The organism is Kribbella sp. NPDC005582 (assembly GCF_040605415.1).
GTDB lineage: Bacteria > Actinomycetota > Actinomycetes > Propionibacteriales > Kribbellaceae > Kribbella.
This window is the reverse complement of record NZ_JBEXCU010000002.1, coordinates 520,100-542,383: the sequence shown is the minus strand read 5'-3', so window position 1 is coordinate 542,383 and position 22,284 is coordinate 520,100. Positions and strand designations below refer to the sequence as shown.

22 protein-coding genes and 1 pseudogene are annotated in these 22,284 nt (G+C 68.6%); 6 read left to right on the top strand and 17 right to left on the bottom strand.

Features of this window, described 5'->3' with window-relative positions; all coding sequences use genetic code 11:
• The first annotated feature begins 1 nt into the window (after position 1).
• Positions 2-781, top strand: coding sequence for an SDR family NAD(P)-dependent oxidoreductase (locus tag ABZS29_RS14055; protein ID WP_355461765.1), 780 nt, complete (start codon positions 2-4; stop codon positions 779-781).
• On the opposite strand, the gene ABZS29_RS14050 is transcribed toward ABZS29_RS14055, so the two are convergent.
• From ABZS29_RS14050 to ABZS29_RS14025, 6 genes are all read right to left on the bottom strand, one after another.
• Entirely contained in the window at positions 765-3,896 is a 3,132-nt protein-coding gene (locus ABZS29_RS14050) for an AAA family ATPase (protein WP_355461763.1), read from the bottom strand. The two genes, ABZS29_RS14055 and ABZS29_RS14050, sit on opposite strands and share 17 nt — an antisense overlap.
• A gap of 16 nt (positions 3,897-3,912) precedes the next feature.
• A complete protein-coding gene (locus ABZS29_RS14045) occupies positions 3,913-4,332 on the bottom strand; it encodes a cyclic nucleotide-binding domain-containing protein (RefSeq protein WP_355461761.1) in 420 nt (139 codons plus the stop codon).
• 110 nt (positions 4,333-4,442) lie between these two features.
• The gene (gene galE, locus ABZS29_RS14040; RefSeq protein ID WP_355461759.1) at positions 4,443-5,399 is read right to left on the bottom strand and encodes a UDP-glucose 4-epimerase GalE; all 957 of its coding nucleotides are present in this window, start codon (positions 5,397-5,399) and stop codon (positions 4,443-4,445) included.
• A 30-nt stretch (positions 5,400-5,429) separates the two neighbouring features.
• Positions 5,430-6,056 carry a class I SAM-dependent methyltransferase gene (locus tag ABZS29_RS14035; protein WP_355461757.1) on the bottom strand — a complete coding sequence of 209 codons (627 nt, stop codon included), beginning with the start codon at positions 6,054-6,056 and terminating at the stop codon, positions 5,430-5,432.
• A complete protein-coding gene (locus ABZS29_RS14030) occupies positions 6,056-8,140 on the bottom strand; it encodes a spermidine synthase (protein ID WP_355461756.1) in 2,085 nt (694 codons plus the stop codon). The genes ABZS29_RS14035 and ABZS29_RS14030 overlap by 1 nt, the downstream gene beginning before the upstream one ends.
• Positions 8,141-8,223: 83 nt before the next feature.
• Positions 8,224-9,081 (bottom strand): serine protease, encoded by an 858-nt coding sequence (locus ABZS29_RS14025; RefSeq protein WP_355461754.1) that lies wholly within the window; start codon positions 9,079-9,081, stop codon positions 8,224-8,226.
• 264 nt (positions 9,082-9,345) lie between these two features.
• Here ABZS29_RS14025 and ABZS29_RS14020 point away from each other — a divergent pair, with 264 nt between their 5' ends.
• Together ABZS29_RS14020 and ABZS29_RS14015 are read left to right on the top strand one after the other, a co-directional pair.
• Positions 9,346-10,812, top strand: coding sequence for an LCP family protein (locus ABZS29_RS14020; protein ID WP_355461752.1), 1,467 nt, complete (start codon positions 9,346-9,348; stop codon positions 10,810-10,812).
• Between the two features lie 12 nt (positions 10,813-10,824).
• Complete coding sequence (locus ABZS29_RS14015) at positions 10,825-11,823, top strand: glycosyltransferase family 2 protein (protein WP_355463184.1); 999 nt, start codon at positions 10,825-10,827, stop codon at positions 11,821-11,823.
• Between the two features lie 38 nt (positions 11,824-11,861).
• Here the strand turns inward: ABZS29_RS14015 and ABZS29_RS14010 are convergent, their stop codons facing one another.
• Genes ABZS29_RS14010 through ABZS29_RS13995 form a run of 4 tightly spaced genes read right to left on the bottom strand, consistent with a single transcriptional unit; the run spans position 11,862 to position 14,231 of the window.
• The gene (locus ABZS29_RS14010) at positions 11,862-12,563 is read right to left on the bottom strand and encodes a tyrosine-protein phosphatase (RefSeq protein WP_355461750.1); all 702 of its coding nucleotides are present in this window, start codon (positions 12,561-12,563) and stop codon (positions 11,862-11,864) included.
• On the bottom strand, positions 12,564-13,208 hold the full coding sequence (locus ABZS29_RS14005) for a hypothetical protein (RefSeq protein ID WP_355461748.1): 645 nt from the start codon (positions 13,206-13,208) through the stop codon (positions 12,564-12,566).
• A gap of 19 nt (positions 13,209-13,227) precedes the next feature.
• On the bottom strand, positions 13,228-13,551 hold the full coding sequence (locus tag ABZS29_RS14000; protein ID WP_355461747.1) for an AzlD domain-containing protein: 324 nt from the start codon (positions 13,549-13,551) through the stop codon (positions 13,228-13,230).
• Complete coding sequence (locus ABZS29_RS13995; RefSeq protein ID WP_355461746.1) at positions 13,548-14,231, bottom strand: AzlC family ABC transporter permease; 684 nt, start codon at positions 14,229-14,231, stop codon at positions 13,548-13,550. Before ABZS29_RS13995 ends, ABZS29_RS14000 begins: the two co-directional genes overlap by 4 nt.
• Positions 14,232-14,300: 69 nt before the next feature.
• On the opposite strand from ABZS29_RS13995, the gene ABZS29_RS13990 reads away from it, so the two are divergent.
• On the top strand, positions 14,301-14,867 hold the full coding sequence (locus tag ABZS29_RS13990; RefSeq protein ID WP_355461744.1) for an XRE family transcriptional regulator: 567 nt from the start codon (positions 14,301-14,303) through the stop codon (positions 14,865-14,867).
• 80 nt (positions 14,868-14,947) lie between these two features.
• Here ABZS29_RS13990 and ABZS29_RS13985 read toward each other — a convergent pair whose 3' ends face one another.
• Positions 14,948-15,778, bottom strand: coding sequence for an SAM-dependent methyltransferase (locus ABZS29_RS13985; protein WP_355461742.1), 831 nt, complete (start codon positions 15,776-15,778; stop codon positions 14,948-14,950).
• A 193-nt stretch (positions 15,779-15,971) separates the two neighbouring features.
• On the opposite strand from ABZS29_RS13985, the gene ABZS29_RS13980 reads away from it, so the two are divergent.
• On the top strand, positions 15,972-16,799 hold the full coding sequence (locus ABZS29_RS13980; RefSeq protein ID WP_355463182.1) for a helix-turn-helix transcriptional regulator: 828 nt from the start codon (positions 15,972-15,974) through the stop codon (positions 16,797-16,799).
• A gap of 22 nt (positions 16,800-16,821) precedes the next feature.
• Here ABZS29_RS13980 and ABZS29_RS13975 read toward each other — a convergent pair whose 3' ends face one another.
• The gene (locus ABZS29_RS13975) at positions 16,822-17,310 is read right to left on the bottom strand and encodes a helix-turn-helix domain-containing protein (protein ID WP_355461741.1); all 489 of its coding nucleotides are present in this window, start codon (positions 17,308-17,310) and stop codon (positions 16,822-16,824) included.
• Between the two features lie 112 nt (positions 17,311-17,422).
• On the opposite strand from ABZS29_RS13975, the gene ABZS29_RS13970 reads away from it, so the two are divergent.
• On the top strand, positions 17,423-17,926 hold the full coding sequence (locus ABZS29_RS13970; protein ID WP_355463180.1) for a GNAT family N-acetyltransferase: 504 nt from the start codon (positions 17,423-17,425) through the stop codon (positions 17,924-17,926).
• 495 nt (positions 17,927-18,421) lie between these two features.
• Here ABZS29_RS13970 and ABZS29_RS13965 read toward each other — a convergent pair.
• The 5 genes and pseudogenes from ABZS29_RS13965 to ABZS29_RS13945 all read right to left on the bottom strand — a co-directional run.
• Positions 18,422-18,976: pseudogene (locus ABZS29_RS13965) on the bottom strand (epoxide hydrolase); the annotation flags it as partial.
• Positions 18,977-19,023: 47 nt separating this feature from the next.
• Positions 19,024-19,218: a ferredoxin gene (locus ABZS29_RS13960; protein WP_355461740.1), complete on the bottom strand. Its 195-nt coding sequence runs from the start codon at positions 19,216-19,218 to the stop codon at positions 19,024-19,026.
• Between the two features lie 31 nt (positions 19,219-19,249).
• Positions 19,250-20,461, bottom strand: a complete 1,212-nt coding sequence (locus ABZS29_RS13955; RefSeq protein ID WP_355461738.1) for a cytochrome P450 — start codon at positions 20,459-20,461, stop codon at positions 19,250-19,252.
• Positions 20,462-20,496: 35 nt separating this feature from the next.
• Positions 20,497-21,645 (bottom strand): FAD-dependent oxidoreductase, encoded by a 1,149-nt coding sequence (locus ABZS29_RS13950; RefSeq protein WP_355461737.1) that lies wholly within the window; start codon positions 21,643-21,645, stop codon positions 20,497-20,499.
• Complete coding sequence (locus tag ABZS29_RS13945; protein WP_355461735.1) at positions 21,642-22,283, bottom strand: helix-turn-helix domain-containing protein; 642 nt, start codon at positions 22,281-22,283, stop codon at positions 21,642-21,644. The genes ABZS29_RS13950 and ABZS29_RS13945 overlap by 4 nt, the downstream gene beginning before the upstream one ends.
• Position 22,284 lies beyond the last annotated feature (1 nt).

Below are 22,284 nucleotides of genomic sequence, written 5' to 3'. Positions count from 1 at the left end.
GGTGCAGCGGTTCGAGGGGCGGGTCGCGCTCGTCACGGCAGGAGCGCAGGGAATCGGCGCCGGAGTGGTACGGCGGATCGCGGCCGAAGGCGGATCGGTGGTGATCACCGACCTGCAGGAGGACAAGGTCGCCGAGCTTGCGACCGAGATCGGCGACCGGGCGCTCGGGCTGCGCATGGACGTGACGAATCGCGCCGATGTCGACGCCGCGGTGGCCGCGGCGGTCGAGCGGTTCGGCCGGCTGGACGTACTGGTCAACAACGCCGGCGGCTGCATCGTCACCTCGGTGCCTGAGGACACGACCGACGACGACTGGCACCGGCAACTCGACCTGACGCTGGTCGGCGCCTCCCGCTGCATCCAGGCGGCGCTGCCGCACCTGGTCGAATCCCGCGGCAACGTCGTCACGATCAGCTCCGTCAACGGCCTCGCCGCCTTCGGCAACCTCGAGTACTCCGCCGCCAAGGCCGGCCAGATCGCGATGACCATGAACTACGCCGCCCGGTACGGCGATCTCGGCGTCCGCTTCAATGTCGTTGCCCCCGGCACCATTCGGACGCCGAACTGGGACAACCAGCTGGAGACGCTGGAGAAGTTCAAGCAGCTCTACCCGTTGGGCCGCGTCGGCGAACCCGAGGACATCGCGGCCGCGGTCGCCTTCCTGGCCTCGGACGACGCGTCGTGGATCACCGGCCACACACTGCCGGTCGAGGGCGGTGTGATGACAGGCCCGGCGATGGTCGACCTGAGCACGTCGGGCCCGTTCACGAAGGAGTACTGACCCTCCGCAGACCGCGTAGCGCGTACTCCTGCTCGAGCCGGTTGCCAAAGGTCCCCCAGCTCGCGGCAGCCCGCTCGAACCCGTCCGCCGCGGCCGCGCGATCACCGGCGTACTCGGCGAGCAGCGCCTGCGCGGTCAGGGCGGCGTACTCACGCAGCGGGAGCAGCGGCACCAGGATGTCGGCCAGCGCCGCGGCCGCATTCGGCAGGTCCACGGCCAGGGCAGCGCGAACCAGCGTAGGCACCCGAGCAGGGAGCTCGTGACTGCCCGGCAGCTCGGTCAGTGCGACCAACCGGGTCAAGATCTCGAGGACGCCGGCCTGGTCTCCGTCCCGGGCTCGGGTAGCGGCCGCCGGGGCAGCGGTGACCGCGATGATGTCCGGCCAGCCTGCGTCGACGGCCAGCTCGTAAGCCTCCTCCGCCGCCGAGCGTGCCGTCGCGATGCCCGTCTCGAATTCGGCCTGTGCCAACGCGGCCAGTACCTCGATCCGCCGCAGCGTGATGAACGCCGGCCCCGGATTCTCGAGCTGATCCCGGCACCGACGCAGTACATCAGCCGTCTCGCCGGTCTCCTGGAGCAGCTGCAGAACCGTGCAGGCCATCAGTTGCTCCGGCTCGGCCAGCCCGCGCCGCCGGGCGAACTCCTGCGCCTCCGCCAGCGTGGCGAGCGCGACCACCGGTCCTTCGATCTGCCAGAGCACGAACCCATAGTTGAGCCACGTCACCGCCGTGTCCCGGCCCTGTCCGCCGTCCAGCAGCGCGGCCAGCGCATCCTTCATGTCGACCAGACCACCCGTGTCACCCTCACCGACGCGGGCCAGCCCGCGGGACTCCAGCGCCCGCATCGGTACGGCGTACCCGTGCTCGCGGGCCATCTGCAACGCCTGGTTCGCCGTGTCGATCGACTCACCCCGGCGGCTGGCCACCATCTTGATACTGGCCTGCCCGGCCAGCGCACCGACCAGGTCCTCGCTCGGCCCGAGCTCGGTCAGCATCGCGACTACCCGGTCGATCGTCGCCATGCTCTCCGCCATGTTGCTCATCACGTACGTCGACGCCCGCAACGCCCGCGCCGTACCGGCGATGTCACCGGTCGCCTCGAAGCAGGCGACCGCTTCGTCGTACGCCGCCCGCGCGTCGTCCAGCCGGCCGGCCAGGAAGGCCGCCCAGCCCCAGCGGGTCAGCACCTCGGGTCGCTCCGGATCATTGACCGGCGTCAGCGCGAGGGCTCGATCGAGCAGGGCCAGTGCCTGGCCGGTGTCGAAGTTCATCGCGAGCTCGGCCGCCCTGCGCTGATACGTGCGCGCCCGGGGTGTGATCTCGGCGATCTGCGCCTGGTTGCCGCGCGCCACGGCCAGGTCGAGCGCAGTGGTCAGGTGATGCGCGACCGAGGTGCTCGTGTCGGCATGCTGCTGTTCCAGCCAGTCCGCCGCCGCGAGGTGGCGGGCAGACCGCTGGGCGCGCGGCAGCTGGCTGTAGGCGACGTCCCGGGTCAGTGCGTGCCAGAAGGTGTACTCACGCTGCCCGGACATCGAGGACTGCCGGACGGGACGGACCAGCTCTCTGCGCACCAGCTCCTGCAGCGATCGAACCACCTGCTCGACCGGTTGACCTGACAGCACAGCGACCGCCTCGGCCCAGAACCCCCGGCCGATGACTGCAGCATCCGCCAGCAGGGCTTTGCGATCCGGCTCCAGAGTGTCCAGCCGGGCAGCGATGATCGCGGTGATCCCGATCGGCAGACTGTCCACGCAGGCCGCCTCGGGACCGCAGTCGTTGACCATCCGGGCGAGTTCTTCGGCGTAGAGCGGGTTGCCGTCGGCGCGGCGGACCAGGAGCTCACGGGCCTCCGGCGTGAGCGACTGAGCGGCAAGCCTGCAATCGAGCACCTGCGCGGTCTCGGCGGCTGACAGCGGCGAGACGCTGATCGTCAGCGCGTTCCGCGTCCAGCCCGCACCGCGGTCGAGGAGCTCCGGGCGGGCAGTGCCGACGATCAGCAGGGGCAGGTCACTGAGCCACTCGGCCAAATGGTCCAGGAACGCGAGCAGCGCATCGGACGCCCAGTGCAGATCCTCGAACACCAGTACGGCGGGGCCGTGGTCGGCGAACGATTCCAGCACCTGCCGCCACGCGGCGAAGGATTCCTCCGGACTGACGGTTTCGTTGCTCTCGGCACCGATCAACGGTCCGACCCGGGACCGCAGCCAGGCCCGGTCGACGTCGCCGGGCAGGATCGTGTCCAGTTTCGCGGTGGCCTCGGCGAGCGGATCGGTGTCGAGGATGCCGGCCTGGGCCTTGATGATCTCGGCCACCGGCCAGAACGGCGTCTCGCCGTACGGGAGGCAGCGGCCTTCCCGCCAGGTGACCAGCTGATGGTCCACGAGGCCGGCGAACTCGACGACCACGCGGGACTTGCCGATCCCGGGTTCGCCGAGCAGTGTGACGAACTGCGGTTGCCGCTCGGCCACGGTCTTGTCGAACGTGGTGCGGATCAGCGTGAGATCGCGGTCGCGGCCGATCATCGGCGTACTGAGGTCGCGGATGACGTCGGCGCCGAGGCGCGCTCGCGGCGGTCCGGCCCGCCAGCGCTCGACCGGACGACTGATGCCTTTGGCAACGATCGGGTCGAGCGGCTGGTAGCCGAACACTCGACTGGTCGCGGCATAGGCGCCAGGGCCGACCACGACGGCGCCGATCGGGGCCGAGCTCTGCAGGCGGGCGGCCACATTCACCACCATGCCGGTGACGAACGGCTCGCCGAGCTCCGGGCGAGCCGACAACTGCACCAGCGCCTCGCCGGTCTCGATGCCGATCCGTACCTCGAGCGGTCCGCCCGGCAGTACCGCGACCGCGTCGAGGACGGCGAGGCCCGCGCGGACGGCACGCTCGGTGTCGTCCTCCCGGGACCGCGGGGCGCCGAAGACCGCCAGGATGGCGTCACCGGCGAACTTCTCGACGGTTCCGCCGTACCGCTCGACGGTGTCCCGCAGGGCCGCGTGGTACGGCGCGAGCCAGCCGCGGACGTCCTCCGGATCGGCGGACTCCGAGGCAGTGGTGAAGCCGACGAGGTCGCAGAACAGCACCGAGACGACCTTGCGCTCCTCCGCTGGAGGCATGGCGGTCCCGGCCCGCTCAGCCCTGGGCTTCGAGACCGCGGATCCGCGCGGTCAGCGCCTTCAGCAGCGCCTGCGCGACCTCGCCGTTGCCCTTCACCACCGGCGCGAACGCCAGCGCGGAGAGCGCGAACGTGGTCAGTCCCTCCGGACCGGCGACCACCGTCGCGGACCGCGGCTGACCGTCGATCAGCGAGATCTCACCGAAGTAGTCACCGGAGGTGAGCGGCTCCCGCGCCGTACCGTTGACCGACACCTCGGCCGACCCCTCCAGCACGACCTGCAGACCGGCGTCGTTCGCACCCTGCTCGACCACGCTCTGCCCGGCCGGCACCTGCAGCGTCGTCCCCCGCTCGATCAGGTCGGACAGCGTCTCCTTGGACAGCCCTTCGAAGAGGTCGATCTTCGCCAGGAACTGCGGCAGGCTCTCGTAACTCATGGATCGCACCCCTCGATCGTTGCCCGCCGAGCGGGCAAGACTGTGAACTGCGGCACAGAGTACAACCGGGAGGGAGCGCGGGGAACGTTTTGGTCTGGAGCGGAACCAAATCAGCGGTTGGCGGGCCAGGCCTTCCACGCCGAGGCGAACATCTCGTCGACCGTGTGCGTGTTTTTCCAGCCGAGGTCGCGGGCCGCGAGCTCGCCTTGGGCGACGACGCGGGACGGGTCGCCGGGGCGGCGCGGACCCTCGGTCGGCGTGAAGTCGATCCCCGTGACCCGGCGGGCGGCGTCCATGATCTGGCGGACCGACGTACCGGTTCCGCTGCCCAGGTTGTAGACGGGCTCCAGCGCCGTACCGGCGTCGAGGGCGCGCGCCGCGGCCACGTGTGCGCGGGCGAGATCGGCGACGTCGACGTAGTCCTTGACCGAGGTGCCGTCCGGAGTCGGGTGGTCGGTGCCGTAGATCTGCGGCACCTTCCCCTGCGACAACAGGTTGCAGACGATCGGGAACAGGTTGTACGGACTCGCGTCGTACACGGTCGGGTCGCCGGACCCGACGACGTTGAAGTACCGCAGCGACGTGTGCCGCAGCTCGCTCGCCTTGGCCTGGTCGCGCAGCAACCACTCCCCGATCAGCTTCGTCTCCCCGTACGGCGATTCCGGCGCCGGCTCGGTCGACTCGGTCACCGTCTCGACCTTCGGCGTACCGTAAACACCCGCGCTGGACGAGAACACGATGTTCCGCACGCCCGTCGCGTCCATCGCCTCCAGCAACGACACCATCGCCGTCACGTTCTGCGTGTATGTGTGCAACGGCCGGTCCACCGACACCCCGGCGTACTTGAACCCCGCCAGATGCACCACCCCGCTCACCCCGTCGAGCGCCCCGCGCACCGCCTCGGTCTCCAGCAGATTCGCCCGCACGAACGGCACCCCGTCCGGCACGAACTCCGCCTTCCCACTCGACAGGTCGTCGACGACGACCACATCGATGCCATCAGCAAGGAACGCCCGCACCACATGCGCCCCGATATACCCAGCCCCACCAGTCACAAGCCATGTCATACAACGATCTTCCCACCCACTAGCCAGCCCTCACCCCAAACGGGCCGATCCCGTACCACCTACCACCGCCAGCCAGAAGTACGTGAGCTCGGTCCACTCGACCACCCCCGGCGCTACGTCCGCGGCACCCGTCGGGAAGTTCTTCAGCACCTCGTACTCGCGGCCGTCGGACAGTCGGCGGGTTTGATAGGTGTCACCGGTCGGGGCGGTTCGGGTGATCGGTGAACTGCTGCCTTCGACGTACCGGTTGTCGGTGAGGATCACCAGGGGTGCGCGTTCCAGCAGACCATCTATGAACCGCCGTACGTCGGCTCGCGGGACATGCGACCAGAAGAACCCGGCGAAGATCGCGTCGAAGGTTCCTGGGATGGCCGCGAGGTCGAAGGCGTCGGCCGTGGCGAACGTGACCTCGCCGTCGTACGAGCGCGTGCGGGCGACCGCGAGCGTCGACTCGTTCACGTCGGTCGCCAGCACCGAGCGTGCCGACGAAGCCAATGCCGTCGTCCAGTAGCCGGTGCCGCAGGCGATCTCCAGCACCGAGCGGCTGGCGACGAGTGGTGGCAGGAGGCCTCGCAGGGTGGCGAGGTCCGCCTGCCGTTCGGGCTTGTCGTAGATCCGGTCGTACTCGGCCGCGCGCTCGCGGTAGTACTCCTCCATCAGGTACTGATGGAGGCTTTGGGGCGGAGCAGGAAGGCGCCCAGGTAGAGGACCGCGGCGATGATCAGCAATCCGTGGAAGCCGATGATCAGCGCGGCGTACTCGAGGCAGCCGCCGAGCATGGCACCCAGCAAGTTGGCGCCGAAGGAGGCGGTGCCGTCTTCGGTGTCGGTGAAGCGTTTCGCGAAGATGACGTTGGCGGCGAAGATCGGGGTGAAGGCGATCACGACGGCGACCAGGGCGCGGAGGCCGACGGGCATCGAGAGCAGCCACTGGTCGGGGAAGATCCACGACAGGACCAGGCCGCCGAAGAGGATCGCGAACATCACCTTGGTGGGTGGCGTTCGGAAGCGTCTGGTGACTTCGACGGCGGCGAGCACCGCGACCAGTACGCCGGCGAAGACGATCGCGTTCACGACCCACGTCGTACCGAAGAGCAGGGCGAAGCCGGTGATGCTCTTGGTCTCCAGGAGCATGAAGCCGGCGCCGAGCAGGAACAGGTCGGTGTAGGGACGCATCCGCTTGTACGACGATCCGCCGCCCGCGATGCCGACGCCGACCAGACCCGCGACCAGGATCAACCCGAGGGTGATCAAGTACAGCGACGGAATCCGGTCCGTGAACAAGTACAGGAACGGACGGTTGTCAGTCGCCGGCGGCGGAGTGATCGACGTCGCGCCGGCCCACTCCCCTTGGCAGGTCTGGTCGGCGGCAGTCAGCCCGACGGTGACGACGGCCTGCTGCAGGGAGTCGCCGACCTTGTCCACACACGGCTTGTGGCCGAACGCCTTCTCGGCAGTCAGAGCGAGGCGATCGATCAGCCAGGTCTCGCGGTAGTAGTTGTACATCGCGAACGCGCCGCCCGGGTTCAGGTGGTCGCGCGCCGACTCGAACGCCTGCTGCGTGAACAGATAGCTCTCCAGCCGCAGCGAACTCGCCCCGTTGACCAGCGTCAGCGAGTCCGGCAGGGCAAGCAGAATCAGGTCGTACTTCTTGTCGGTCCGCGACAGGAACGCCCGCCCGTCGTCGATGTGCGACGACACCCGCGCATCCTGGTACGGCCGGTCCGGGTGCAGCGCCTTGCCGATGTCGCGGATTCGCGGGTCGATCTCGACCGCATCGACATGCTCCGCGCCCTTCTTCAGCGCGATCGCAACGTCCGACCCCGATCCCGCCCCGATGATCAGGACGTTCTTCGGCGCCTTACCGGCGTTCGCCCGCGCATACGGCAGCCCGTACTGCGGCTCCCACTGCAACCGCGCGTCCGCCGGAATCGCCTGCTGATGCGGTACGCCGTTCACCGTGATCGTCAGCAGCGGCACGTTCTGGTACGTGTCCTTGTTGGTCTGCACCTTGTAGTACGGCGACCAACTGTTCTCCGACTTCGTCGACTCGTTGAACAGCACCCCGACCATCACCAGCAGCGGCACCAGCACCAACGCAGCACTCAGTACTGCGGCCACCAGCGGCTGAGCGGCGACACCGCGCGACCGCGGAATCATCAGCCCGGCGAAGACGACCGTGACGATCAGCCCCCACCAGATCGGTGGCGCGCCCAGGAACGACAGCACCGTGAAACTGACGATCCCGATCAACGACCCCACCAGATCGAACCGGTACGCCGTCAGCCGCGGCAGCTCGGTGAAGCAGCGGCCGACGAGTTCCGCGGGACCGGCGAGCACCACGGCCGCCGCGATGAACACGATCGGCAGGATCACCCAGACGGGCGGTCCCGTCGTACTGAGGCTGGTGAAGTAGATGACGCTCGACGACGAACCGCGGTCGACGGTGACCGGCTTCCACGCGATCACCAGGACCAGCAGTCCGAGCATCAACGGCGAGTAGTACGGCAGTCGTTTCGCGCGGCCGGAGCGCAGGATGCCGATCCCGATTCCGAGGAAGGAACCGAGCAGCACGAAGTTCGAGAAGTAGCTGAGGTGTACGACGTTCGAGCCGGTCCAGCGGATCAGCGCCAGCTCGGTGAACAGCATCAGCGCGCTGGCCGCCACCAGCCGGGTCCGGACCCCGAAAGGGCTCGGCCAGTTCGTCGTCGTGATCTGTTCCGCGGAGGAGTCGACTGCCATGTCGCGGGACGTTACCCGAATCACAGTGTCTTATGTCACCCCTGCCCGCCTCTGGTGAAACGCTCACCAGAGGCGGGTCAGGATCACGCCTGCTTGGGGAGAAGGCAGCCGGACTTGTTCAGGTCGATCGTGCGAGTGGCGGACAGACAGGTGTAGAACCACCAGGTCTGCTGGCCGTACGCCGCACCCTGGTCGACCGTGACGTTGCCCGCGGCGTCGACCTCGCACGGGTTGTTCATCGTGCAGCGCTCACCGTCTTCGTTACCGGTGTTGTTGACGCCGATGACCTGGCCGGTCGAGGTGCTGACGATCGGCGAACCCGACGTACCGCCGATGGTCTCGCAGCCCGGCTGGCGGTACTTGATCGAGCTCTCCATCGTCCAGCTGGCCTCGCGCAGCTTGTAGATCGTCGACTGCACCGAGCAGGTGTAGATGCGCTTCCAGTAGCCGGAGACGACGGCCATCCCGGCGCCCGCGGCCGGCGCGGACTGGGACAGCGTCAGGGCCGGAACACCCAGCCGGGACTGGATCGCGCCGTAGGTCTCGGTGAGCCGGTACAGCGTCACGTCGGTCTTGGTCATCGTCGAGTACAGGACGCGGTTGGCGTAGACCGTACCGGCCTTGTTCCCGCTCGGCCGCAGCAGCGAGAACGAGCGGCCGGACGACTTGTCCGTGATCACGACGCCCGGACCGGGCATGCCGCCTTCGTAGCAGTGACCGTTGGTGAGAATCAGCGCCGGATCGGTGGAGACCGACGACGCGAACCGGACCAGCGAACCCGAGCAGTTGCTGAGCGCGGCGATGCCGGTGAAGTCAGCACCCGGCGCGCGGACCGCGGTCTGAGCAGGAGCGGGGGCGGGCGCCGCCTGCGCAGTACCGAGGCCGGTCAGGGTGATGGCCGTGGCCGCGGCGACGGCAAAAAGTGGACGGAACAGTTTCATGGGGGGCGGTTCCTCACTGTCGATTTGGGCATCCACCAGATAACCCATCTCAACTCTCGAACACCATCACAACCGTGTGAATCTGGTCGATCACAGGGTGTATGCAGGGGTTTTCCTGCGCTCCGTGGCCGTCCTGCTACCCTTCGTCTCCGGACCCGCTCCGGCTCGAACCATCCCGTCCTCCGGCACGTCGTACCAACTGACCGCGAGGACGACACGGTACGGTCGGCTACAGCCCGCCCGAGCCGAGAACGGAAGGACCTCATGCCGCAGGAGAAAGCAGACCTGCGCAACCTCAGCGAGCCGGTGCGGTTCAAGCGGGCCCTGGCACTGCTGTTGATGACCCTCGTGCTGCCGGGGTCGGCGCAGATCGTGGCAGGTAGCAAGCGGACCGGGCGCTGGGCCTGGCGGATCGTCGCGGGCCTGCTCGCGATCATCGTCTTCCTGGTCGTCCTGGGCCTGATCTGGCGGTCCGGCACGATCAACCTGCTGGCCCGGCCGGGCACGCTGCGACTCGTGCAGATCCTGCTGATCGTGCTCGCGGTCGGCTGGGTCGCGCTGTTCGTCGACGCCTACCGGCTCGCTCAGCCGATGATGCTGGAGCGCAACCACCGGCTCGCGACCAGCATCCTGGACGCCCTGCTGGTGTTCGTGGTCGCCGGTGCGCTGATCTGGGCCAGCTCGTTCGTGAACACGCAGCGCGACTTCGTCGCCAGCGTCTTCGGCAACGGGCAGAAGTCGAAGGCCGAGCACGGCCGCTACAACGTGCTGCTGATGGGCGGCGACTCCGGCGCGGACCGGATCGGCACCCGGCCGGACAGCATGACGGTGGCCAGTATCGACGCCGACACCGGCCGGACCGTACTGATCGGCCTGCCGCGCAACCTGGCCAAGGTCCCCTTCCCCGCCGGTACGCCGATGGCCAAGCAGTTCCCGGACGGTTTCCAGTGGAACAAGTGTGCCGCCGAGTGCCTGCTGAACGCGGTCTACACCTACGCGGCCGGCCACAAGAACCTGTTCCCGGGTGACCCGAACCCCGGCGAGACCGCGACCACGCAGGCCGTCTCTGCGGTCACCGGCCTGAAGATCAACTACTTCGTGCTGATCGACCTGGCCGGCTTCCGCGATCTGCTGAACGCGGTCGGCGGGATCACCCTGGACATCGGCAAGCGGGTCCCGATCGGCGGCGGCAGTTCGCCGATCAAGGGCTACATCGAGGCCGGCAAGAACCAGCACCTGGACGGCTACCACGCGCTCTGGTTCGCCCGGTCCCGGGCCGAGTCGTCGGACTACGAGCGGATGACGCGGCAGAAGTGCGTGATGTCTGCGATGCTGAACCAGTTGTCCCCGCAGACCGTGCTGACCAAGTTCCAGGGCATCGCGTCGGCGAGCAAGCAAGTGGTCAAGACGAACATCCCGGCCGGCGAGCTGGGGACGTTCACCGACCTCGCGCTGGACGCGAAGAAGCTGCCGGTGTCAAGCTTCTCCGCGGTTCCCCCGTTGATCCACACCGGCAACCCGGACTTCGACCTGATCCGTACCAAGGTGGCCCAGGCGATCGAGAAGTCGGAAGCGCTGGACAAGGCCGCCTCCGAAGGAGACGGTAAGACCACCGAACCGCCGAAGAGCACGTCCACCAAGAAGCCGAGCACGTCGACGAAGAAGCCGACCAGCTCACCGACCAAACCCGCCAACGACGTCGACGACGTCGCCTCGATCTGTAAGGCCTGACCTGATATGCCGTTGTCCTCCTGGCCGCCCGTTTCCGTCGTGATGCCCGTGCTGAACGAGGAACGCCACCTCGAAGAGGCTGTCGGGCGCGTGCTCGACCAGAACTACCCCGGTGAGCTCGAGGTCGTGCTCGCGATCGGGCCGAGCAAGGACCGGACCCAGGAGATCGCCGACAAGCTGGCCGACACCGACGGGCGGATCACCATCGTCGAGAACCCGACCGGCAAGACTCCGGCGGCCCTGAACGTCGGGATCGCCCACGCGCGGCACGACATCCTGGTCCGGGTCGACGGCCACGGCGCCCTCACCGACGGGTACATCACCCGTGCGGTCGAGGTTCTGGACGAGAGCGGCGCCGACAACGTCGGCGGCGTGATGGCGGCCGAGGGCCGGACGCCGACCGAGATGGCGGTCGCCTGTGCGTACCGCTCCCGGTTGGGGCTGGGCGCGTCGACGTTCCACCAGGGCGGCAAGGCCGGTCCGGCGGACACGGTCTACCTCGGCGTCTTCCGGCGCGCGGCGCTGGAGCGGGTCGGCGGCTTCGACGAGACCATGCACCGCGCCCAGGACTGGGAGCTGAACTACCGGATCCGCAAGACCGGCGGCCTGATCTGGTTCAGCCCGGACCTGTCGGTCACCTACCGCCCGCGGTCCTCGCTGTCCGCCGTGGCCAAGCAGTTCTTCCACACCGGTCAGTGGCGTCGCGAGGTCATCCGCCGGCACCCCGAGACGGCGAGCAAGCGCTACCTTGCCCCGCCAGTCGCCGTGATCGGCATCGCGCTCGGCACCGTCCTCGGCATCATCGGCCTGATCACCGGCAACGCCTGGCTCGACCTGGGCTTCCTGGCCCCGCTCGGCTACGGCCTGCTGCTCCTGGCCGGCTCCGCCGTCGAAGGCCGCTACCTCCCCTGGAAGGCACTGGCCTGGATGCCCCTGGTCTGCGCCACCATGCACATGTCCTGGGGCCTCGGCTTCCTCATCGGCCTCCGCGAAAAGCCCCGAACCGTCTAGGCCCCCCTGGTGTATCCGTTCTTGTTGTCTGGGGCGGGCTACTGGACCAGGCGGTGGCGGAGGCGGTCTAGGTCGGCGGTGGTGAGGCCGCCGTGGCGTAGGTAGGCCTCGGGGCCGCCGTAGACGTCGTCGACGTGCTGGAGGATCGCCACCAGCGACTCAGCGCGGGTGTCGCGGAACTCGATCATCTCGGGGTGCTTGGCGGCATCCGGCTCGTCGGCGAGCTGTTCTTCCAGCCACGCGGCCATGCGCGACTGGGTCAGGAAGTAGTCGGCGATGATCTCCTCGCGCGGTACGCCGGCAACGCTCAGCGCGAGTGCGATCACCATGCCGGTGCGGTCCTTGCCGCCGTGGCAGTGCACGACGACGGCACCCTCCGATTCGTCCGCGATCGCCTTCACGGCCGCGGCGAACAACGCCGGTCGACGATCCAGCATCCACGTGCAGGCCGCGACGATCGTCGGCTGCCCGTGCTCCGGATCGGCCGGGTCGACCAGCAGTTGCCGTACGGCGATCGGCGTACCGGTGAACGGGGTCGGCGCCTCGCCGACCTCGCGGTCGCTGCGCAGATCGAGGATGCGACTGACCTCGGAACGCCGTACTGCCTCGACGCCTTCAGGAGTCAGGTACTGCAGGCTGTCCGACCGAATCAGTACGCCGGACCTGATCGTGCGACCGTCAGCTGTGGGCAGTCCGCCGACATCGCGGACGTTGCGGCAACCGGGCCAGTCGAGATCCACTCAGCGGTCCTGCGGCTGGTCGGGATTCGGTCCCGGCACGTACGGCGGCGGCGCCGGGTGCGCGTAGTTCGGCGGTGCCGGCGTCCCAGGCGGCGGCGCGTAGCCGGGGACCCGGCCGACCGGCTTCTTCCGCCGCCGCAGCAGACCGATCGTCAGCAGGACGGCACCGAGGGCTCCGAACACCAGGAAGGAACCGATCGCGCCGAAGATCGACAACACGAACGCCAGCACTTCACTGCGCGGGCCGACCGCATAGGTCGCGCTGGTCTGCTTGTCGGTGCACGTGACCACGTAATCCCCCGCCGGAACCGGGTCCTGCGACCGGGCGACGACGTACCAGCTGTCGCCGTTGACGGTGATCTGCTCGGTGCTCCGCGGCTGCACGATCGGTACGTCGCCGGCCTGCGCGTCCTTGACCCGGCACGGCACCTCGAGCACCGGGATCGACGAGTAGATGGTCAGCCCTTTCGCGTCGAGCGTCACCGGCGTCTGCGTCTCGCCGATCGGCTGCGGCGAGACGGGCGCCGTCGTGACGATGCGCACGACGAAGAACGCCGTGAGTGCCACGCCGACCACGAAACACCCGATCCCGATCCAGATCAGCGTTCGTCGCGGCGCAGCCGATTGGGCGGATGAGCTGCTCATGGGCAGCACGTTAGCCGCTTTACGGCACGCCGAGGAGTCTCAGTCCAGCGGCGGTTGCGGCCGCGGCTACCACGATCAGGACGAACGGCGCCTTACGCCAGGCGAGGACACCACCGACCAGTACGCCGGCCGGTCGCGCGATGCCGGCCGGACCGGTCCCGTCGGTGAGAGCCGCGGTGGCGACCAGCGCGGTCAGCAGCACGATCGCGGCCGCTGCGAGCAGTCCTTGGAACCGCTCGGAGATCTCGAAGCGACTGCGCAGTGCCGGTCCCGCGAACCGCAGCGAAAAGGTGCCGACAGCAAGTATTCCGATGGCTGCCAGTAGCAACGGGGTGTTGTTCATCGGGCGACCTCCACAGCGGCCGGAGTGCGGTAGAACAGCAAGCCGGTCAAGGCGAACAGGACCGGCAAGCCCGCGGGCAGGAACGGCGTCGTGGCCAAGGCGACGACCACGCCGACCAGGGCCGCCGTACGGGTCGAGCGGTCCTTCAGCGCCGGAAGCACCAGCGCCAAGAGGACTGCCGGAAAGGCTGCATCCAGACCGAAGACGTCGGTGTCGGTGATGACGGAGCCAACTCCGGACCCCACCAGTACGCCGAGGTTCCAGCAGATGAAGATGCCGAGGCCAGCCGCCCAGTACGCCGCGCGCCGCTGCCGCGGATCGTCCTGACCGATGGCAAAGGCAACGTTCTCGTCGGTCATCAGGTGACTGCCGGGCCAGCGTCGCCAGCCGGAACCGATGACGTCGCTGACGGCCAACCCGAAGGCCACGTGCCGGGTGTTCACCAGCAGGCCCGCGATCATCGCGGCGATCGGGCTCCCACCCGCCACCACGATTCCGACGAAGAGGAACTGCGAGGCGCCCGCGAAGACGACGACCGACAGCAGCACCGGCACCCACCACGGCAGCCCGCCGCCGACGCTGATCGCGCCGTACGAGAGACCGACGACGCCGTCAGCCAGACAGACCAGTGCGATGTCGCGGGCCAGCCGCCGGTCGAGTGTTCGCCAGATCGAACGCATGGACATTATGATGAACACGAGCCCGCCCGTTCGTCAACCCGAACGATCGTACCGATGGAGCGAACGTCGATGGACAGCCCAAGAAACAGCACAGCGCCGCTGGATGTCATCGCGGCTTCCCTGCGCCGGCATCGCGCCCGGGCCGGCCTCTCGCTCAGCGAGGTGGCCAAGCGAGCCGGGGTCGCGAAGTCGACGCTCTCGCAGCTCGAGTCCGCGACCGGCAATCCGAGCGTCGAAACCCTGTGGGCGCTGGCGGTCGCCCTCGATACGCCGTTCGCCGCGCTGCTCGATCCCCCGCGGCCGAAGATCCAGGTCATCCGGGCGGGCGAGGGCCCGGTGCTCTACTCCGAGAACACCGAGTACAGCGCGACCCTGGTCGCCTCGAGCCCGCCGTACGCGCGCCGGGACATCTACCGGCTCGAGGTGGCGCCCGGTCCCGGTCGCCACTCAGATCCGCACATGCCCGGCGTCGTCGAGCACGTCGTCCTCGGCTCGGGCCGGGCGCTCGTGGGGCCGGCCGACGAGCCGGTGGAGCTACACCCCGGCGACTACATCGCCTACCCGGGCGACCTCCCGCACGTCTTCCAGGCGCTGGAGGAGCACACGATCGCCACGCTCGTCTCCGAGCACGTGTAACGCCAGCTGCTCACCCGCTCCCGGCCCGAACGCGAGGCGCCCCGGGACAAGGTGCGTCCCGGGGCACTTCGACGTACTGGCTAGAGCTTGCGGCCGACCGCGCCGACGATGCACTCCTCGACCTGGTTCAGCGGCTTGAGCCGGGGGCCGTCCGGCCACCAGTCGTCGCAGAGCACCAGGCCCGGAGCGACCAGCTCCTGGCCGGGGAAGAACTCCATCAGCTCCTTGCGGGTGCGGAACCGGCCGCTGCCCATCGGGCTGTGGATGAACTTGTCCTCCATCTTCTGGGCGACCTCGGTGTGCTCCGGAGTCTCGGGGTCGAAGAAGTGCGAGATCACCGTGTACGACCCGGGCACCACCGCGTCGACGTACGTCTGCATGATCTGCGCACCTTCGGAGCCGATGTAGTGATGCAGCGTGCCGGCCTGCATCACGGCGATCGGCTGGCTGAAGTCGAGGAAGTCACGCACCTCGGGGTGGCTCAGCACCTCGTCCGGCTCGAAGATGTCGGCGCTGACGAACAGCGTGTTCTCGTTCTCCTCGAGCAGGGCGCGGCCGTGCGCGAGCACCACCGGGTCGTTGTCGATGTAGAGCACCTTGGCGTCGGGCTGGATCCGCTGCACGACCTGGTGGGTGTTCTCGGCGGTCGGCAGGCCGGATCCGCAGTCGAGGTACTGCGTGATCCCTGCCTGGCCGGCCAGGAACCGGCACGAGCGGATCAGGAAGTTCCGGTTCGACCAGGCCAGGTCCTGGGCCTGCGGCGCGGCGGCCTGGACCCCACGCAGTACCTCGCGGTCGACCTCGAAGTTGTCCTTGCCGCCCAAGAAGGCGTCATACACCCGGGCGATACTGGCCCTGGTGGTGTCCACCCCGACCGGAACCGAACTGGGAGCCTTGCTGGAGTCGGGCATACGAACCTCATTACTGTCTGTCGGGAGCTATGGAGAGACTCTACTGACAGTAGGGCCCAGTGAACACGTCGTGCACGCGGGTCTTCCTGGACGTCGTCGCAGTCTGTTGTGAAATGATCGCTAACGACCAGGAGAAACTCGGAGGCGAGGCGTGACGGAACCGGCGTACGGCGGTCCCACCGCCCTGCGCATCATGCTCGGCACTCACCTGCGCCGGCTGCGCGAGGACGCGGGGATCAGCCGCACCGACGCCGGCTGGGCGATCCGCGGCTCGGAGTCGAAGATCAGCCGCCTCGAGCTCGGCCGGGTCGGCTTCAAGGTGCGCGACGTCGAGGACCTGCTCGCGCTGTACAAGCTCGAGGACGAGGTCGAGCGGGACCGGCTGCTGCAGCTGGCCCGGGAGGCGAACAACCCCGGCTGGTGGCAGCGGTACGACGACCTGACGCCGAACTGGTTCCATTCCTATCTCGGCCTGGAGATGGCCGCCGACCTGATCCGTACCTTCGAGTTGCAGTTCATCCCAGGACTGCTGCAGACCCCGGAGTACGCCCGCGCGGTGGTCGCGCTCGGCCGGCTCGACGAGCCGATGCCGCGCGAGGAGCAGGACCGCCTGGTCAGCCTGCGGATGCGCCGCCAGGAGGTGCTGACGCGGCAACGACCGGCCAGGCTGTGGGCCGTCATCGACGAGGCGGTGCTGCGTCGGCCGATCGGCGGCAAGACCGTCCTGCGGAACCAGCTCGAATACCTGATCGAGCAGTCCCGGCGGCACAACGTGACGCTGCAGATCATCCCGTTCGGCAAGGGCGGGTACACCGCGACCGGCGGCGCGTTCACACTGCTGCGATTCAACGACGCCGACCTGAACGACATCGTCTACATCGAGCACCTGACCAGCGCGGTCTACCTGGACAAGCGCGAGGACCTCGACGCCTACGTCGTCACCATGGACGCGCTGTCGATCTCGGCCTCGCAGCCGCGCGACACCGAGCGGCTGATCCGCGCGGTGATCGACGAGCTCTGAGGCGCGCCTCGGCAGACCCGCCTCAGGCGGCGGGCTCGCGCCGGATGGCGCCCGGCCCCGGCCGGAGCGCGACCTGGCGCGGCTCCGGCTCGTGGCCGGCTTCGCACCGCAGTACGACGCTCACGTGCTCACCGCAGTCGCGGTGCCGCGGCTCGATCGGCGGACCGCTCTCGGAGGCGAGGTACTGGTCGCCCCACTGGATGATCGCGACCAGCACCGGGTAGAGGTCGAGACCGGCCTGGGTCAGGCGGTACTCGTACCGCTCGCGCTGACCGGGCTCGCGGTACGGGTGCCGGCGCAGGACGCCGCGCTCGATCAGCGCGGCGAGGCGGTCGGTGAGGACCTGGCGCGGGATGCCCGCCCGGGTCCGGATGTCCTCGAACCGGCGGACGCCGACGAACAGCTCGCGCAGCACGTGGAACGTCCACTTGTCGCCGAGGATCTCCATCGTCCGGGAGATCGTGCAGTTCTCCGTCGAGAAGGCCATCGCCTCCGGTACCCGGGTGGTCATGATTCGAGGATAAGTCTGCTTGACAGACTTAGCCAACTCCCGGCACCCTGAATCCGTGAATCAGACTCAGGCGGTGAGGTCGCCGGTCGTCCGCCGGTCCGGTGAGGCCGACATGGACGCGCTGGCGCTGATGCTGACCGGGCTGTCCGATCTCAGCCTCTACTTCCGCTTCCAAGCCGGCGTTGGGCGGCCACCCCGCCCGGCACTGCTGCTGCGAATGCTCTGCCCGTCCGGCGCCTCCTGGATCGCCACCCGCGACGACACGGTCGTCGGCCACGCGATGTGGGCCTGGGCGGTCGGCTCCCCCGGCACGGCCGAGCTGGCCGCCGTGATCAGCGACCCCGAGCAACGCCGCGGCCTCGGCGTACGGATGCTGGCGATCGCCGCCGCCGACGCGATCGCGGCCGGTGCCACGCACTTCCTGTTCGTGGTCAGCGCCGCGAACGACGCCAGCCTGCGGATGGTTCGCCGCCGCTGGCCCGACGCCACTGCCGAACGCGACGGCGGGCTGCTCGTCTTCCGGGCCCCTGCTCGCGTCCCGGCTCAGGACAAGCCACTGAAGAACTTCCTCATGTCGTCGACGAGCAGATCCGGCGCCTCCAGCGCCGCGAAGTGACCGCCGCGACTGAACTCCGACCAGTGCACGATCCGGTGCCGGCGATCCAGTACCCGCCGGATCGCCGGATCGGTCGGGAACACCGCCACCCCAGTCGGTACGCCGGGTCCGCGGCGGCGCGGGCTCGCCACGCCCTTCGTAGTACAGGTTCGCGGAGCTCGCGCTGGTGTTGGTGAACCAGTAGATCGAGGCATCGGTCAGCAGGTGGTCGAGCTCGACCGCATCCTCGGGGAGCTCGCGAGCTGGATCGGTCCACTCCCAGAACTTCTCCAGGATCCAGGCCAGCTGCCCGACCGGTGAGTCGCTGAGCGCGAACGACACCGTCTGCGGTCGCGTGCCCTGAAGGTCGGCGTACCCGGTCCCGACGGCACGTAGCCGCTCGGCCGCGGCCAGGCGCTCGTGCTCGACCTCGGTGAGGTGCTCGAGATCCTCCGGCAGTACGTCGGGGAACGCCAGTCCCCCGTTGAGATGAACGCCGATCACGTGGTCGGGATCGACCGCGCCGAGCCACGGTGACACGACCGAGCCGGTGTCACCGCCCTGAGCGCCGTACCGGCTGTAGCCGAGGCGGCGCATCAGCTCGGCCCACGCGCGGGCGATCCGCTGGTGGTTCCAACCGGACTCGAGCGGCACCGAGAAGCCATGGCCCGGCACGGACGGTACGACGACATGGAACGCGTCGCGCGGATCCCCGCCGTACGCCGCCGGGTTCGTCAGCGGGCCGATGACCGGCAGGAACTCGGCGACGGATCCCGGCCAGCCGTGCGTCAGGATCAGCGGTACGGCGTCCAGCTCGGGCGAGCGGACGTGCAGGAAATGGATCGTCTGGTCGTCGATCCGCGTTGTGTACTGCGGATACGCGTTGAGCCGCGCCTCCCAGACTCGCCAGTCGTAGGACTGCCACCGCTCGACGATCCCGTGCAGATACTCGACCGGGACACCTTTGGCCCAGCCGGCGCCGGGCAGTTGCCGTGGCCAGCGCACCCCGCGCAACCGCTCGGCGAGGTCCTGCACGGCCTGGTCCGGGATCTCGATCCTGAACGCCTCCATGCACCGAACCTACGCCGAGCGGGGTGCGCGGTTCAGTCCGCCACGACTCAGTCCTCCACGACGATGGCCAGCGCGGGACAGACCGCGGCGGCCTGGTGCACGTCGTCGGCGAGGCTCGCCGGCGGGTTCTCGGTGAGCAGGACGACGATGCCGTCCTCGTCCCGCTGGTCGAAGACGTCCATGGCCGCGGTCACGCACTGCCCCGAGGCGACGCACTTGTCCTGATCGACGATGACCTTCATCAGCTTGCTTCTTTCTCTCGTGGGTCGCGGGTCACCAGGTGACGGGGAGGGAGTAGACGCCGTACACGGCGCCGTCGTGCTTGAACGGGACGTCGTCGAGCTCGACCGCCCGGCGCAGCGTAGGGATCCGGCGGTAGAGGGTGCCGTAGACGACCTGCAGCTCCATCCGCGCGAGTGGTTGCCCAAGGCACTGATGGACGCCGAACCCGAACGCGACATGCCGACGGGCGTCCCGGGTCACGTCCAGCGTGTCCGGCTCCGGGAACATCTCCGGGTCCCGGTTGGCGATGTCGTTGGGGAAGATCACCCCTTCGCCGGCCTTGAGAATCTGGCCCTCGAACTCGATGTCCTCGAGGATCGCCCGGCGACGGCCGTTGTGGGTGATGTTGAGGTAGCGCAGCAGTTCCTCGACCGCACTCGCGATCAGCTTCGGATCATCGGTGTCGCGCAGCTTCGCGAGCTGGTCGGGGTGTTCGAGCAGCGCAAGGGTGCCGAGGGCAATCATGTTCGCCGTCGTCTCGTGGCCGGCGATCAGCAACAGGACGCCGATCCCGGCCGCATCCTTGCGGCTGAGCTCACCGGCCCGGACCCGCTCGGCGAGCCCCGACAGGAGGTCGTCCGTCGGGTTCTCCAGCTTGTCGCCCATCAGCTCGTACAGATAGCCGCCGATGTTGCCGCGGGCCTTGTTCCGCGCCTCGATCGACTCGGTCGTGCGGAGCAGGATGCTGCTGTTGAGCTGGAAGAAGTCGTGGTCCTCGTACGGAACGCCGAGCAGCCGGCAGATCACCAGCGACGGGATCGGCAACGCGAACGCCTGCACCAGGTCGACCGGCTTCGGCCCGGCCAGCAGGTCGTCGATCAGGTCGTCGACGATCTTCTGCACCTGCGGGCGCATCGCCTCGACCCGCTTGATCATGAACGGCGCGGTCACCATCCGGCGCAGCCGCGCATGCTCGGGGTCGTCCATCAGGATGAACCCGATCCCGGGACCGTCCTCATCCCTCGGCAACTGCGGCTGCGGGCTCGGATAGCCCGGTTGGGTGACGTCCGAGCTGAGTCGCGGATCCGTCATCAGCGTGCGCTGGTCGGCGTACCGGGTGACCAGCCAGACGGACCGCCCGAAGACGTGCACCTTCACCAGCGGCGACTCCTCCTGCAGCTCGCGAAGTTTCGGCGGCGGATCGAACGGGCAACCGGCCGCGCGCGGCATCGGATACTCCGGAGCTTGCTGTGTTGCTGTCATCGCATTCCCTTCCCCAGTGAGGGTTTGAGGTGCGTCTACACCAGGTGTGCCCGGTGCAGGCGGGTCTGTTTAGGCATGTTCCAGCCCAGTACGGCGACGGTCCGGCCGTCGCGGCGGTAGTGCGTGACGAACCGGCGCTCGTCGATCGCGCCTTCGGCGACCGTGACGTCGGCGTCGGCGCTCGGAATGCCGTGCACCTGGATCTTGGTCGCGAACTGATCGGTCCAGAAGTACGGAATCGGCGTGTAGCAACGGTTCTCGCCGAGAATGTTCGCCGCGACACAAGCGGCCTGCTCGGTGGCGTTGGTCCGATTCTCCAGTCGCAGAAGGGCATCCAGCCCGTCATGCCGCCAGCGCGCGACGTCGCCTGCGGCGTAGATTCCCTCAGCCGCCCGGCACTGCGCATCGCAGACCACGCCGTTGTCCAACGTCAGTCCGCTGCCCGCGAGCCACTCCGTCACCGGCGTCGCCCCGAGCGCCACGACAACCACGTCAGCGGGCAACACTTCGCCGTTCGCCAGCTGTACGCCGGTCGCCCGGCCATTCGCCGATGTGAGGCCACTGACCGCCGTACCGAGTCTCAGGTCGACGCCTTCAGCCACATGCAGCTCGGCCAGCAACCCAGCCACCAACCGCCCGAACTGGCTCTCCAGAGGAGCCGCCTGCGGCCCCACCATCGTCACGGAGCACCCCAGCTTCCGAGCAGTAGCAGCAACCTCAGCCCCAAGCACCCCGTCGCCAACAACCACCACTCGTGGTGTTGCGCCTGCCAGGTCGCGGCGGAGAGCATCGGCATCGGCCAGCGTGCGGAGGACGTGGACGCCGGCTAGACCTGCTTGGCCGGGCAGCATGCGGGGGCGGAGGCCGGTGGCTATGACGATCGAGTCGGCTGACAGCTCGCGACCCGACTCGGTGCTGACCAGGCGTCGGTCGACGTCCAGGGCCGCGGCCGGGTCGCCGAGGACGAACTCGGCGCCGAGCTTGGCGAGCATCTCCTCCGGACGCAGCCGGGTCCGCACTTCGTCCCAGTCACCGCAGAGGTACTGCTTCGACAGCGGCGGCCGATCGTACGGCAGGTGCGTCTCGGCGCCGAGGACCGTGATCGGCTCCTGATATCCCTGCCGGCGAAGGGCTTCCAGCGTGGACAACCCGGCCGCGGAAGCGCCGACGATCAGGACGCTCATTGGCTCACCGGCGCGGTCCAGACGCCGACGATGCCGTCGATCAGCCCGGTCGCCATCTCGTGCCAGGTCGCGCGGTTGGTCGGCTCACCGGCCGCCAGCGCGCGCTCGTACTCGGCGCACATCTGGAGCAGCAGCAACCGCGTCATGCTCCCGCGCTCGCCCCTGACCTCCAACGGCAGATGCGCCAAGATCTTGTCGAGCGCGTCGATGATCGCCTGCATGGGTTGCGAGGTCAGCATCTCGTCGACCAACGGTGCCCGCAGGATCGGGTCGTTCATCAGCTGAGCGTTGAACCGCGCCAGGTAGGTCGGGATGCCGAGCGTCGCCAGGTAGTCGGTGGTCGGCCGCACCAGGCAGCTCACCCAGACTCGCAGATCGGTGCTTCCCTCGGCCTCGGCGATCAGCTCGCGCCGCCGATCCTCGACCCGGACCGAGTGCTTCTGCAGGATCGCCCTGATCAGGTCGGTCTTGGTCCCGAAGTGGTAGCCGACCGCGGTGTTGTTGCCCTGTCCGGCCGCCTCGCTGATCTGCCGGTTGGAAACCTCGTGCAGACCACGCTCGGCGAACATCCGCTCGGCCGTCGCCAGGATCAGCTCGCGGGTCGCGCTCACCCGCTCCGTGCGGACGACCTTCGCCATC